General features: G+C 49.7%; 9 protein-coding genes. 5 read left to right on the top strand and 4 right to left on the bottom strand.

Annotation, left to right across the window (positions count from 1 at the left end):
• Positions 1 to 16: 16 nt before the first annotated feature.
• Entirely contained in the window at positions 17 to 2290 is a 2274-nt protein-coding gene (locus IEX02_RS15640) for a patatin-like phospholipase family protein (protein WP_188697214.1), read from the bottom strand.
• A gap of 493 nt (positions 2291 to 2783) precedes the next feature.
• Between IEX02_RS15640 and IEX02_RS15635 the strand changes: the two genes are divergently transcribed.
• The 5 genes from IEX02_RS15635 (at position 2784) to IEX02_RS15615 (ending at position 10665) form a co-directional block, all read left to right on the top strand.
• Entirely contained in the window at positions 2784 to 4760 is a 1977-nt protein-coding gene (locus IEX02_RS15635; RefSeq protein WP_188697211.1) for a methyl-accepting chemotaxis protein, read from the top strand.
• 206 nt (positions 4761 to 4966) lie between these two features.
• Entirely contained in the window at positions 4967 to 6388 is a 1422-nt protein-coding gene (rimO, locus tag IEX02_RS15630) for a 30S ribosomal protein S12 methylthiotransferase RimO (RefSeq protein WP_188697209.1), read from the top strand.
• Positions 6389 to 6578: 190 nt separating this feature from the next.
• Complete coding sequence (locus IEX02_RS15625; protein WP_188697207.1) at positions 6579 to 8534, top strand: SET domain-containing protein; 1956 nt, start codon at positions 6579 to 6581, stop codon at positions 8532 to 8534.
• Between the two features lie 103 nt (positions 8535 to 8637).
• Positions 8638 to 9756, top strand: a complete 1119-nt coding sequence (locus IEX02_RS15620) for a PQQ-dependent sugar dehydrogenase (RefSeq protein ID WP_188697204.1) — start codon at positions 8638 to 8640, stop codon at positions 9754 to 9756.
• A gap of 279 nt (positions 9757 to 10035) precedes the next feature.
• Entirely contained in the window at positions 10036 to 10665 is a 630-nt protein-coding gene (locus tag IEX02_RS15615) for a DUF2799 domain-containing protein (protein ID WP_188697201.1), read from the top strand.
• A gap of 30 nt (positions 10666 to 10695) precedes the next feature.
• Here IEX02_RS15615 and IEX02_RS15610 read toward each other — a convergent pair whose 3' ends face one another.
• The 3 genes from IEX02_RS15610 to IEX02_RS15600 all read right to left on the bottom strand — a co-directional run bounded on the left by IEX02_RS15610 (position 10696) and on the right by IEX02_RS15600 (position 14503).
• On the bottom strand, positions 10696 to 12012 hold the full coding sequence (locus IEX02_RS15610; protein ID WP_188697198.1) for a sensor histidine kinase: 1317 nt from the start codon (positions 12010 to 12012) through the stop codon (positions 10696 to 10698).
• A gap of 232 nt (positions 12013 to 12244) precedes the next feature.
• Positions 12245 to 13030, bottom strand: coding sequence for a substrate-binding periplasmic protein (locus tag IEX02_RS15605; protein ID WP_188697197.1), 786 nt, complete (start codon positions 13028 to 13030; stop codon positions 12245 to 12247).
• Between the two features lie 153 nt (positions 13031 to 13183).
• A complete protein-coding gene (locus tag IEX02_RS15600; protein WP_373285022.1) occupies positions 13184 to 14503 on the bottom strand; it encodes an amidohydrolase in 1320 nt (439 codons plus the stop codon).
• Positions 14504 to 14574: the final 71 nt, after the last annotated feature.

Raw genomic sequence — 14574 nt, 5'->3', positions numbered from 1 at the left:
CGGCAAGGGTCGATACTCAGTAGCTTTGCCCCAGCGACAAATACAGCTGATAAGCCCGATCCTGATACTCCGCCTCAGCCTGACCGTAACCCAAAAATACCGGTCCGATAGGGCTGTCCCAACCAGCAAAGATACTACCAGCCCAAATCCAAGGCGCCGTGCTTGCCACGTCAGGTTGTAGCCAGTTGTCTTCCACTCTGCCTCGCTCAACCGACATCCCCAGATAAAGAGGCGATTTAAAGAAACCAAACTTGTCTTCATGCAGCTTATACATATAAATGAGGCTGCCGAACTCCACCTTAGGTCCGAACAGGTAATTCTTAGGGTAACCAGATAAATTGAACAAGCCCCCTAGTGAGTATTGCTCTAAGGCGATATCACCATCATCAGATTCATATTGCTCAAACCGCCAGCGGGTTTTGAGATGATGCGCCTGCCACTGGCGGGCCAGCACCAACTCCCAGGACTGATTGATACTGTCTGAATGCTGGCCGGAAAAACGATCATCCAGCCACTGGTATTTAGCACTTAACTTAACCCCCCGGGTAGGAAAAGCATTGCTGTCCAGGGTATCCCATACCAGAGCAAACTGCGGCCCCTGGCGGTCATAATGAAGGTGGTTGTAACCTAAACTGCTGGCCAAAAAGGCCGGTAAACGATAGCTGCCGTCTTTATCTATCCAACCAGCCGTCATCACCGCATCATCGGAAAGATTCCATCCGGCATCCAGACTGAGCATAAACTCTTCCTGATAAAAATCGCCCAGCGACAAACCGCGGTTGTCCTCCACCACCAGATTGCCACTTTCACGTACGGCCTTACCCCTAAAAAACGTCGCCGGACTACGTACCGGCCAATACAGTTCGGTACTGAGCAGTTTATCTGTCCCTAGTGCAAGCTCCGAGTGCCATTCAGCCCCGAGCTTGGAAAGATTAGTCAGGGTATAAGATGCTCCCAGTTGGACATGGCGGTTACTGCGAAAATCATCCTCCAGGCGAAAACGAAAATTCAGGTATCCCGGCCCCCAGCTCTTCTCTTCGGCCTTCAGCACCAGGGTGGTTTCATTTTCATCGGTATGATACAGCTGGTAGGACACCCTTTCTAAGGTATCCAGACCGTACATACTGCGAATGCCGTCACGAAGCTGTTTAGAGTCAAGCGCTTGACCTTCCTGATAGCCCAAACGGTCAATCAACACTTCATCATCCAGATGACTTTGATTATCCAGAATAAGGCGGTTGATGGCCATTTCGCCGACCACCGCATTGCGGTGTGCAACTAGCCACTGTTGATAGCGCTCGGCATCTTGGCTGAAATGCAACAACGCCTCAGCATGTTGATTGGTCACTAAACTACCGGCAGCCACAGCCTCATTGATGCGATCAAAGTCCAGTGTGCCGATATCGTCAAATTCCGGTCGTAAGTGCAGGTCAGTGTCTTGTAATAATGCCAGCTGTCTGAGCACCCCTTGCCTGACCAGAAAACTGGTTAACTGTTCGGTGATGGCAAAGGCCGAGTCCAGTTGGTCCGCACTTTTCAGCGGCCCATCAATATTCACCGCAATCACCCTGTCGGCGCCGAGGGCTTTGGCAATGCTAACCGGCAGATTATTGGCCACGCCGCCATCCACCAGCAACTTGCCATCCAACTTCATCGGCCTGACCACGCCCGGAATAGACATAGAGGCTTGCACCGCAGCCAGCAGGCTGCCTTTTTCCAATACCACTTCGTCACTGCTGGTCAAATCCGTGGCCACGGCCCGAAACGGAATGGGCATACGATCAAAATGCACCCAATCCGATTGCACCCCAAAAGCCTGCTCCACCAAATCGGCCATGGCCTGACCGGCAAGCACTCCCTTGGGCACCCGCACGCCATCCAGGCCAATCCCAAGCTCTAAACGAATAGGGTATTCATCACGTTGTTGCTTGCGCCGCATTGGCATCTCGTCGCGGTAAACCTGGTCGCGAAAGCCATCTCCCCAGCGTAATCCTTGGAAAATTTCGGCTATCTCATCCGGACTTTTCCCCGACGCATACAAGCCGCCCACAAAGGCACCTATGCTGGTGCCTACCACGATATCAACCGGAATCTGATGTGCTTCCAGGGCCTTAATTACCCCCAGGTGCGCGCCCCCGCGCGCGCCACCGCCGCCGAGTACTAAAGCGATACAAGGTCGCCCTTCGATCTTTTCACAAGGTAAAAGAGACTCTGCTTTGAGCGGCACCGCGAACAGGCTCAGCGCCAGTAAAGAGGCGCAGCGTAAAAGGTAGTTTCCGATAAGTGACATAGGAGAGTGCATTAACCTTTCAAGCATAATTTTTCAGCAGATGTTGGTCCATTGTACTAGGCTGAGCAAACATGGTGTAGGTATTCCACATAAGTAAAAAGCAAGCCCGAATGGAAAGAGCAAACGTATCTGAACGAGTACCTTTCGATGCGCAGGTAAGGATGTCGTAAAACGCGTTGATATAGGATACACAAGGTGGACCCACACTCATTTGCATTAGAATATCAACCCGAATGTCTTACTAAACCAAGGCTTTCTCACGACACCATATTGTCACAAAAAAGATTTAGCATGCGCAGACGAAAGCCCGTTATTCAATAAATCTGCCATGCCAAAATCAACGCATAGTGAGTCTTTGGTTTCAAGATATAAAATAGTATGTCATTCAATACTTTTATTGATTCGACGCAAAGGATTATTCATAAACTTTGGCACAATACTGACGATAACTTAACAATGCCTTTCGCCTCACATCTATTTCTTGGAGCTGTACATGAGCGCATCGAAAGCCGGCCTGCTTAGCCATCTCAGCGTCACCCTCAAGAGTATGATATCCCCGAGTTTGATCCTAGTGATCATGACATTAGTGGGGATATTTGCCTATCTTGAACTGAGTGACATCGATACATCGGTGCAGGGGATCACGCAGGATCTCGCACCCGACTCCGGCACGGCCTCAACCATGATGCGTCAAATCTATCGTAAGCGCATGCAGGTAAAAGATTATGTCAAAACCGGCCAGCAAAGCACTGTCGAGCGCTACAAGCAGGAAGACGCCACGCTGCAAGAATTGATTAAACAGGCGCAGGCAAGTATCCAGCATCCCGAAAGGGTCAAGACGCTGGCAGAAATCGTGCGTCTTAACAATCAATACAACGACATCTTTCATCAGCAGGTCGTAGCCAATATGCAGCGCCGTCAAAGCTTGGTGTCGGAACGTATTGAGCCGCTGGCTAACCGCATTGAACAAGGCTTAGCAAAGCTGCTCGATGCCATGCAGCAAACTGCCAATCAGCAGTACCTGTATGCGGCCAGTAAGGGCTACACCGATATGCTGGGTGCCAAATACCATTTGTATATGTATTTAACGGACAATGATAAGGCCAATCTAATTACCACTCAGGAAGAAATCGGACTGGCACTAAAATGGCTGACGTCATTACAGAAAGATGCTTCCAATACTGACCATCAGGGTATCCTTACGCAGGCGCTCACCGATATCAACAGCTACGCTGCAGCAGCGGAGCAGACCGCCAGTGCCATCGAATTGCGAAACAATGCCATTGAGAAACTCAACCAGTTGGGGCCGCAGCTAGCCGGTAACGCCGTATCACTAAGTGACAGTGTGTTTGCCTCGCTGGCAGAGGAAGGCAAAGAAACTGAGGCAACAATACAAACCACCACCTGGACTATCGCCGTACTAACCTTGTTAGCCGTTATTATTGGTTTGAGCCTTGCTTACCTAATCACACGAAGTGTCGTACGCCCTATTCTTTTGGTTAACAACGTATTGCGTGATATTGCCGAAGGCGAAGGTGATCTGACTCAGCGTCTTCCGGTGCAAAGCCAGGATGAACTAGGCCAGATGGCGGAAAGTTTCAATCTCTTTGTTGAGAAGATGCAGCATACGGTTTCCCAAATCAGTGCGGCCACCTTGCAGGTTGCTGCGGCTGCTGAGGAAATGTCGCAAGTGACCGAACAGTCCAGTTCAAACGTCTCTGAGCAGCGAAATGAAACCGAACAGGTAGCCGCCGCCATCAATGAAATGACGGCCACAGTGCGTGAAGTAGCGCAAAATGCTGAACAAGCATCTTTGGCCGCCACGGATGCCAACGGTCAGTCACAGTCAGGAAATCGTACTGTTAGTATGACCCTGCAAACCATTGAGCAACTGGCCAAAGATGTGGACGCCTCTGCCCAGGTAATATTGCAGTTGCAAGGCCAAACAGAGAACATCGGCGCGGTGTTGGAGATCATCAAGAATATTGCCGAACAGACCAACCTATTGGCGTTAAATGCAGCTATTGAAGCGGCCCGTGCGGGCGACCAGGGGCGCGGTTTTGCCGTGGTTGCCGACGAGGTAAGAACTCTGGCCAAGCGTACTCATGACTCCACCGAGGAGATCGAAGAGCTGATAAAAGTACTGCAATCCGGTGCCGACAACGCCGTAAAAGCCATGGAACAAAGTAAACAGCGTACCGGCGAGACAGTTGAACAAGCCCAACAGGCTGGCCACGCCCTAGACGCGATAACCCAATCAGTGGATACCATTTCACAGATGAATATCCAAATAGCCGCCGCCGCGGAGCAGCAGATTGCCGTAGTAGAAGACATTAACCGTAATGTGCACAACATCCACGGCTTGTCTGAGCAAAACGCGGTATCTGCTGCCCAGACGTCCAACGCCAGTCAGGAACTGGCAAAGCTAGGTGAGGACCTGCAACGGCTGGTGAGCCAGTTTAAAGTCTAACCATGCTTGAGCGCCCTCAACTGCTGAGGGTGCTCAGTTATTTGCTGTTCTTTGCATCACGTCCCCCATTGCCGACGAAAACAGCCCACAAACTGCACAGTTTTTAAGCTAAGCTACTGCCATTGCATCAGGCTTTGTGTATAATCCGCCGACTTTTTCCGGCCCATTTCGGGCTGTTCGAATATGCCTTTAGCCAGCGAGACACTATGACCGTAGAGACCTATACCCCGAACCAGACCACGACACTGGATACCCCAAAAAAAGTCTTGGCCGAACAAGCCAAACAGGGACAGGAAGTCGATATTGCTGGCGGTAACCGTATCGGTTTTATCTCCCTGGGTTGTCCGAAAAACCTGGTGGACTCAGAACGCATTCTGACTCAGCTACGTACCGAAGGGTATGATGTGGTAAACACTTACAACGATGCCGATCTGGTGATCGTTAACACTTGTGGTTTTATTGACTCCGCAGTTCAGGAATCGCTGGACACTATAGGCGAAGCTCTGGCTGAGAATGGTAAGGTGATAGTGACCGGTTGCCTTGGCGTCAAGGAAGACGACATTCGTGAAGTGCATCCTAATGTGCTGGCCATCACCGGCCCACATGCTTATGAAACCGTGGTTGAGCAGGTACATGACTATCTGCCTAAACCCGAACACAATCCCTTTGTGAATCTGGTGCCGGATCACGGTGTAAAACTGACCCCGCGTCATTTTGCCTATCTGAAAATTTCCGAAGGCTGTAACCACCGCTGTACCTTCTGCATTATTCCTTCTATGCGTGGGGATTTGGTCAGCCGCCCAGTGGGTGAAGTCTTGGACGAAGCCAAACGTTTGCAAGCGGCCGGGGTTAAAGAACTGCTGGTGATTTCCCAGGACACCAGTGCCTATGGGGTAGATGTGAAAAACCGTACCGGTTTCTGGAATGGTATGCCAGTTAAAACCGGCATGACCGAGCTGTGTGAAAAACTGGCTGAAATGGGCATTTGGGTGCGTTTGCACTATGTCTACCCCTACCCTTCAGTGGACAAAGTAATTCCGCTGATGGCGGCAGGTAAAATTCTGCCTTACCTGGACATCCCACTTCAACATGCCAGCCCGCGCATTCTTAAATTAATGAAGCGTCCTGCAGCAGCGGAACGTACTAAAGAGCGCATCAAAGCCTGGCGAGAAATGTGCCCGGATCTAGTGATTCGTTCCACCTTTATCGTTGGCTTCCCCGGTGAAACCGAGGAAGACTTTCAGGTTCTACTGGATTTCCTGGACGAGGCCCAACTTGACCGGGTGGGTTGCTTTAAATATTCGGATGTTGAGGGCGCTACTGCCAACGAGCTGCCAGATCCTGTTTCTGAAGAGGTCAAACAGGAACGCTATGAGCGCTTTATGCAAAAACAGCAGGCGATCAGCACCGCCAAGCTGGCTAAGCGTATCGGCACACAAATGGATGTGCTGATTGACGAAGTGGATGAAGAAGGCGCAATTGGCCGCACCTATGCCGACGCCCCGGAGATTGACGGCGTGGTGTACCTAAACGGGGATACCGAGCTCAAGCCCGGCGATCTGGTCAGGGTAGAGATTGAACATTCTGACGAGTATGACCTGTGGGGAACCCGGGTAGACCAGCTTTAAGTCATTAAACGCCTCATTTGAGGCGTTTTTTTTTACCCTAATTACAAAATACCGAATACCATTCGCTGACCCTAGTCTATTTATCCTCAGCGCCCTACTTGCCAACACTAAAGCACCTGAGCCAACATATCGTTTTGGTGAGTTTTTTTCAGTTCAGTCATCGCAATAAGATGCAGGAGCAGCAGACAACATGAAAGATAAACTGGACAACATAAGAGTACTGGTCAATCAGAGAAAATTTAAAAAAGCCCTGCAATTACTGAAAAAATACACTCCCCCAAATAAACCCTGCCATTATGAATGTCTGATATTGGAAGCCCAATGCCTGACATATGAAGCGAATGATCAGCTAGGCTATTTGAAGTTTCAGCAAGCACTTAAGCTTACAGACAACATCCTTGAGCAAAAACACTGTCTGGATAATATGGCAGCAAGCGCTGAGCGGTTAGGCAAACAGGCAGAGGCGCTATATTGCCTGAAACATTCTTTGCAACTGGATGGTTCAGCAAAGTCTGCTCACCAGCGTTTTAGCCTGCTTAAACTTGCGCAAGCTCTGAATGACCCCGCCACAGTTGAACAATATGCTCCCCCTTTACTGGGGCTCAGCCAATACCACCTGGCTGTTACCCTGCTATTGGCCGAAACGGCAAGTCAGAGCGGTCAACAGCAACAGGCATTGGATTGTTTACAACAACTGATAACAGACATCATTACCGGGGACAGACTCAAGACCACACCAGAAGAAGTACAGCGGGTGCTCAACGCCTGCCATCAACTGCTGCCAGAGAAAAAGGCCAGATCACTGTCCCACGCATTGGAATCCTCTGACACAAAACACTTAGCCCCAGTGCTTTCGCAAACAAAAGTGCGTACAGGCTTCACGCCATCACCAAAGCATTCAAACAATAGCCCAGTTTCTATATCAGGCAACAATCCAGCAGCACAAAGGGTACTGTCAGAGCTGGTAGCTGAACTACAATCTCTGGGTGCAGAATTTACCCCTCACCTGATGTTGCTAGTGGAAGATGGCAACCTGTCTGTCCGGCTGAATACCGCCAGTGAATCTAGCGGGCAATGCGTTGGCATACCCTTTAGCGCTATGCCAATTGTTTCGGATTACCACTTTTCTTTGGCTCAGAACTTCACTCTACAAACACAACCTAAACACAAGATGCTAAATCCATCAGCAGCAAGGGTAATGCAGTTGATGACTACTCTTTATAATGCGTGTAACAAGCTTAGCGACTGGCGTAATAGTTACCCGCTCTTTGCACTGGCAGGATGTAAGGCATTATTCTCTAAACTAATCAGTGCCCGAAGTGATCATGAAAAGTTCCGACCTTATTATGTTGAGGTGGGAGAAGAGCTGAATAACGAGACTCTGCTGGAGAGTTTCTTTGCGTCCAGAGTGCTAGGGGTAGCAGCCGAGCAAGTATCAACCTGGACTGGGAATTCCTGTGATACAGAACAGCTTGTCTTTATCCCTTTAGCAGAACTCACCAATCATCAAATGGGCGCTCCACGTTTTCAGTTCGACAGTAAGAAACGCCATTTTTCCAGTTACTATAACGCAGGCAAGGCCGGCCGGGAGATTTTCGCTCAGTACAACTTCAATGACCCTATGCTAAGCGTTCTGATGTATGGTTTTGCCGATACATCAGCGAGCTGGCTTTACAGCATACCGCTACACTTCACCAGCCCGAGTGGCCTTACCTTTGACATAGCCAATGAGTTGCAAATGGCCGATAGGGACAAATTACCAGCGAATATCGCCGATCTGGCTGAATTCATTCCTGGTGTGGTGAAACGGACCGACGACCATATATATATCAGTAAGCTAGTAATCCCGGCCATCAGCAACTTTGACTCCCTGAAACGCTGTATTTCAGCATCGCTGCTAGCGGTGGATATTGATGGTAGATTTAAAAACCCTGAAATGTTGTCGGCTGAAGTCGGGCAGATAGAGCAGCAGGTTATCAACGCTAATCAACAGTACTGGCGGGAGTTATCTATTCTGGTTAGTGAACATACTCAAACCATATCAGCACAGGCACTTGAAATACTTGATCGCCTTTGTCATTTTTCTACTGCGCAGATTCAGGCATATCAGAAAAATCGAGTGTCAAACGCGATATTGAATGAGTAAGATCACTCTGCCTGTATCTCTTTGCTTTTAACTTGCAGGCTGTGTACTCTTTTTTTGAACAGGCCGATATCTGGCATAGCGATAATTGTCTTTAAGGAATCACATGAAAAAAAGCCTGCTGGCAGCCTCTGTGGCCGCTCTGCTGCTTAGTCAACTTGGGATGGCAGCAACACAACTCGATAGTGAAAAGTACCCAATACAGATAGAGAAAGTCACCGACGGCTTATCTCACCCCTGGGGCATGGCCGTGATGCCAGATGGCGGCTTACTGGTCACCGAACGAAGCGGTAATTTACGCATAATCAGTACCAGCGGGCAAGTTAGCGATCCCATCAAAGGCTTACCGGCCGTCCGGGCATATGGCCAAGGCGGTCTGCTGGACGTACAACTTGATCCTGACTTTGCCAGTAATCAGTGGGTATATTTTAGTTTCAGCGAACCACTAAATGATGGCAAGGAAAGCAGCACGGCTGTGGCCAGAGCCAAGTTAAATGGCGATAGCCTGAGTGAGCTTGAGATTATTTTCCGGGCTAATCCAAAGCTCGACAGCCCCTATCACTTTGGTAGCCGCCTGGTATTTGATCGCCAAGGCAATCTGTTTATCACCTTGGGGGATCGGGGCTCCAGACGGCAAGATGCGCAAACCCTGGATACTCACCATGGTAAAGTCGTACGCATCAGTAAGAACGGCGATATCCCCAAGGACAATCCCTACATCAATCAGGACAATGCCTTAGATGAAATCTGGTCATTGGGACACAGAAACATGCAAGGGGCAGCGCTGCATCCGCAAACGGGTGAGCTTTGGACTCATGAGCACGGCCCCCAGGGCGGCGATGAGATTAACATTGCCAGAGCCACTAAAAACTATGGCTGGCCTGTCATTACCTACGGTGAAGAATACGGCGGCGGCAAGATAGGCACTACCAGCCAAGACGGACTAGAACAGCCGCTTTATTACTGGGTTCCCTCCATTGCCCCCAGTGGCATGATGTTTTACAGCGGGAAATTGTTTGATAACTGGCAGGGCAATTTACTGGTTGGTTCGTTAAAGTTCAGTCAACTGGTGCGTCTGGAGCTGGACGGTGACAAGGTCATCCATGAAGAGCGTATGGATATCGGTCAGCGGGTCAGAGATGTGGAACAAGGACCCGATGGGACCTTGTATCTGCTGACAGATCAACCCGACGGCCAACTGCTAAAACTGACTCCTGCCAAATAGCCGGCCACATAAAGGGCGTGCTTGCACGCCCGCTTGTTTCTTCTTCCTGGATCTTAATAAAAACTTCACGCCAAAGTAATTCTGACAAGCTAGCGCCTTTCTACAATCGACCTGCATTTTTGCCCTTTAATTGGTAATGAGGACGATATGAAAGGTATAAGAACCCAAATGAAAGTCGGCTTGCTGACACTCATTCCAGGTTAAGATCCCGTTCAGTGTCAGCCGCTACTCTGGCATTATACACAGCCCAAACTCAATAAAAACACCAAGGATATTGCCATGCACAGCGCCCCCGCCACTAAGCTATTTGCATTTTTTTTCGCGGCGTCACTGCTAATGGGCTGTGCCAGTATCAGCAAAGAAGAATGCCTGGTGGCGGATTGGTACGCCATGGGACTAACAGACGGCAGTCAGGGACGTAGCTTATCCACCTTTAGAGGCTACCAGGCTGATTGCGCTAAACACCAATTAAGCAGCGACTTTACCCAATATCAGTCGGGCCATGAGCAAGGCATACTGAGCTACTGTGTATACACAAATGGGGTCACACTTGGCAGACAAGGGGCGGCATTTAACCCACTTTGTGAAGATGAAGGCTTCGCGTCTTTTCAAGATGGCTATTTTCAGGGTCAGCAATTACATCAGCTTGAAGGCAAGTTAGCTAACCTCAGGCAAGATATAGATGGTATTCAGAGCCAGATTAACCAGGCCCAGCAAAGCCTGGAAGATAATCAGGCGACTATCATAGATGACAACAGTAGCAAGGCTCAGCGCCAGGAACTGCTGAAGGAAAACGACAGATTACGCCGGGATATTCGTCGTTTACAGGCGGAGATGCGTCATTTACTGCGACTTGAGCAAAGCGGCGAACAAGAGCGCAGTGACTATCTGAACAGCCTGCAACTCTAGGGCATATGACTTACCAGGCATAAGTAACAGTTAACAGAGCAAAGGTAACTGAATACGGATCCCAAACCCTTCTCCGGGAGGATCCAGTTGTAGCTGCCCTTTTAACTTTTGGGTGACCAGATTAAACAGAATAGACATACCTAATCCGACATTTCCGGCTTTTCTGTCCGTGGTGAAAAAAGGCTCAAAAATATGCAGTCGTTCATGCTCGGACAAGCCGCGGCCATTATCCTGATAATGAATGACCACCTGCCCTTCCTGCTCAGAAAGCCCAATCTTAATCTCAGGCTGGGCTTTCGGCTCAGCAAAACCATGATTAATGCTGTTATTGATTAAATTAGTCAGGATCTGCGCATGCGCCCCTGGAAAAGTCAGCACAGGCCTGGATACCTGACCCTTTAGCACAACATGAATTTGCTTAAGCTGGGTTTTGGGCGACAGCAAATGCAAAATATTCTGGTAATAATCCATCAGCTTCAGCTCTTCGAGTACCAGAGACTGCTGATCGGCGGCCGTTTGTTTAAAGCTGGTAACCAGTTCCTTGGCTCTGGCCAGATTGTTGCTCAGCAGCGTCATGGCTTCCATGGTTCGCTGCTCAACCATTTCCACTTCAGAACGGCGCATTTTACCGCTGTGCAGTGTCTGCCAAAACGTATTCAAGCTATCTTGCACAACACTGGCCGAGGTAATGGCAACCCCAAGCGGGGTGTTCACCTCATGGGCCACGCCAGCAACCAGATTTCCCAGCGCCGCCATTTTTTCAGACTCAATGAGTTGCTCCTGCGCTTCCTTTAAATGCGCAATAGCGTCTTGCAGCGCATTAGTTCGCTCTTCAACACGCTTTTCCAATGAGGCATTCAGGCGTTGCAACTGCTCTTGATACTGAAGCCGCTCCATCTCGCCCGATATTCGTCCGGAAAACAGTTCAAATAGGGTTTGTGTGGTATCAGGCGCATGAATAGGACGCTTATAAAGTGCCACCACTATTCCCATCACCTTACCGTTTGAATCATGGATTGCCGTACCTAAATAACCAGCAATTTGCATATCAATGAGCATTGGGTCATTAGGAAAGTGGTGACAGACATCCGCGGGATAACAGCAAGATTGTCTCTCCAACACCCCCGCACAGGGCGTATCTTTTAATGAATAGCTGATATTGTCGACAAGCTTACCGTTAGCCACCAGCGCCAGCGTCTGCGCCTCATACATTTGCGGTTTTAGTGAGGCAATAAAGGTGTAATCCGCTTTAACAGCATAATCCAGTGCCAGGCAAATCTGCTCAAAAAAGGCTTGTCCGTAAGTATTGGATACCCCACGGATGATGTCCTTGATTATATTTTCCAAGCTGTACTCTCTTTGCTGGCAGGCGCTTATTTAATACTAAAAAGCGCAGGAATGAAAAAACGTGGCGATCAGTAAACCGGCCTGCCAATAATGAAGTGAGTATCAATAAAAGCAAGAAAATCGCCGCACAAACTGCAGCGTAGTTGACACTGCTCAAGCTTAGCGCAAGAAAGCGCTTACCATCAGTAAAAATTGTCAGCAATTCGGCCAAATATGGCATTCGGCAACAAGACTATTCCTGCAGTATCTGTAGCAAAGGACGGGGACGGTAGTGCTTCTCCATTTCTTGCAGACGCCCATCACGACGTAACACCTGAATGGCTTGGTCAATGGCCTGCAAATCTTCTTCGTCGACCGCTTCTTTTCTGAGCATTAAATGGGCCGGAGTAACAAACAAGTCTGAGCCATGCACGATCACCGACTCGTAGCGCGCAGGTCCTACAAAATGAAAGAAAATATCCGCATCCACAAGAATAAGATCACCTCGACTGGGATTGGCGAACAACAATTCAGCTCCCTTAGCCGCATCCGGATAAGAAGTATATAGATTTAACGCCCGCCACTTGCTGCGCAATTGCTGAAAATGCTCTCCATACCATCCACTGGCAGGGCCGATGAGGCGCAGCCCTTCAGCCAATGCCTTATCTAAGGTTAGCGCGCTAGGTAATCCAGCTCGCTTCTGGCTGAACAAGCCCACCACTTCCTGACGATATGGGCGGCTAAAATACGCATACTCGCGGCGTTTCTCCGTGTCCGATGCGCGAATCATCACATCAAACTCACCGTCTTTCAGACTACGAATAATCCGGGCCCCGGTCATAGGCCACAAATGCCACTCAACCTCACAACCCGCTTCGGTCAGAATAAGACGAGCCATATCAGCGTCCATTCCCACCACCTGCTGCTGCGAATTGAGATACGCTGATGGGGCATGCAGATCCAAATGCACTTTAAGTGATGCATCGCAACGCGGTTCATTGGCGAATACCGACCAACTGATGATTGAGAGGCTAATCAACAGCCCATGGCATGTTAAAGCACAGCGGTTCACGAGGACCAGGCGTCTCCAGCCGAGAAGTAAAGAACGATGCATTATGCCTGAGAAAAATACGGCAGGGTGGTAATTTTGAGCAGGCCAGTAGTGAACTGGCCTGCGGAACATAAAAGAAGCTTACTTCTTAAGAAGATTGAGTGTTGCCAGGGTCAGGGCTTCCGCACCAGTAGCAACCACTTTATCCGCTTGTGGCGCCCAGAATGGACTATGCAGTGAAGGTAACTTGCTGCCCGTTTTCTGCGCCTCATCCCAGGTCTTTTGAGGTACACCACCGACCCAGAAAATCATACTCTTAATGCTATTATCCGCACGGTAGTAACGACCAAAATCTTCCCCTGCCATGCTTGGTTTACCTTCCTTCACCCGATCGGCGCCAAAGTGCTTGGAAAAGACCCCTGCCATCTGCCTGGTAAAGTCAGGATCATTCCAGGTGGAGGGCGTATATTCCTTTTTATAGGTCACTTCTGGCATCAGATCATCCGGTATACCAGCGGCGATGGCTTCGCCTTTAGCGATACGGGTGATACCGTCAATGATGTACTGACGGGTGGCATCGGAGTAACTACGCACGGTCAACAATAAAGTCGCCTTGTCAGAAATAATGTTGTGCTTACTGCCTGCTTGGAAGCTCCCCACAGTGACTACCGCCGGGTCCTGCGGATCCAGTTCGCGGCTGACCAGGGTCTGTAAAGCGCCCACAATTCGGCTGGCTAATACGATGGGATCTTTGGTGCTTTGGGGATAGGCACCATGCCCACCTACGCCGTGTACCACAATATTGATGCTATCCACATTGGCCAGGGTGTAGCCCGCCGTATAACCAATTTCACCAGCCGGTGCGGCCGATGAATTATGGAACGCCAAGGCATAATCCGGTTTGGGGAAGCGCTTGAAAAGGCCGTCATTGAGCATATCGCGTGCGCCGCGTCCGCGTTCTTCGGCTGGCTGCAGAATCATCATCAATGTCCCTGACCATTCATTCTTGCGCGCCGCCAATTGACGCGCCGCCCCCAACCAACCTGTCATATGAGTATCATGACCACAGGCGTGCATGACGCCGGTTTCCATACCTTCCTCGGTGGTCGCAATCACCTTTGAGGCGAAGTCCAGACCGGTTTGTTCAATCACAGGTAAACCGTCCATATCGGCGCGAATCATCACCACTGGACCAGGACCATTCTTCATCAACGCCACCACACCGGTACCACCCACTTTCTCGGTCACATCAAACCCCAGTTTGCGCGCTTCTTTGGCTAACTTGGCTGCCGTATTGACTTCCTGACCGCTTAACTCAGGATGTTGGTGCAAGTCTTTGTATACCTTCATCAACGAGGGCAAATCTTTGTTGATGGCGTCGGTCACAGTATTTGCGTGAATTGGCGCACCAATAAGGGCTGAACACAAGGCCAGGGAGAGAAGAGCGGGTCTGAATGTCACGGGCGTTCCTTTTTTGAATAGGTATTATCCTCCACAGCATACCAGCCGCAGATTAGGGGGGGAATTCGTTT

It is taken from the genome of Bowmanella pacifica (assembly GCF_014645355.1).
GTDB classification, from domain to species: domain Bacteria; phylum Pseudomonadota; class Gammaproteobacteria; order Enterobacterales; family Alteromonadaceae; genus Bowmanella; species Bowmanella pacifica.
The sequence above is the reverse complement of the archived record's forward strand: the minus strand, read 5'-3'. Positions and strand labels throughout refer to the sequence as shown.

What these genes read in the sequence shown, in the direction of transcription:
- IEX02_RS15640 (WP_188697214.1), bottom strand. Translation starts at nt 2,290, where the DNA reads ATGTCACTTATCGGAAACTACCTTTTACGCTGCGCCTCTTTACTGGCG.
- IEX02_RS15635 (WP_188697211.1), top strand. Translation starts at nt 2,784, where the DNA reads ATGAGCGCATCGAAAGCCGGCCTGCTTAGCCATCTCAGCGTCACCCTC.
- rimO (WP_188697209.1), top strand. Translation starts at nt 4,967, where the DNA reads ATGACCGTAGAGACCTATACCCCGAACCAGACCACGACACTGGATACC.
- IEX02_RS15625 (WP_188697207.1), top strand. Translation starts at nt 6,579, where the DNA reads ATGAAAGATAAACTGGACAACATAAGAGTACTGGTCAATCAGAGAAAA.
- IEX02_RS15620 (WP_188697204.1), top strand. Translation starts at nt 8,638, where the DNA reads ATGAAAAAAAGCCTGCTGGCAGCCTCTGTGGCCGCTCTGCTGCTTAGT.
- IEX02_RS15615 (WP_188697201.1), top strand. Translation starts at nt 10,036, where the DNA reads ATGCACAGCGCCCCCGCCACTAAGCTATTTGCATTTTTTTTCGCGGCG.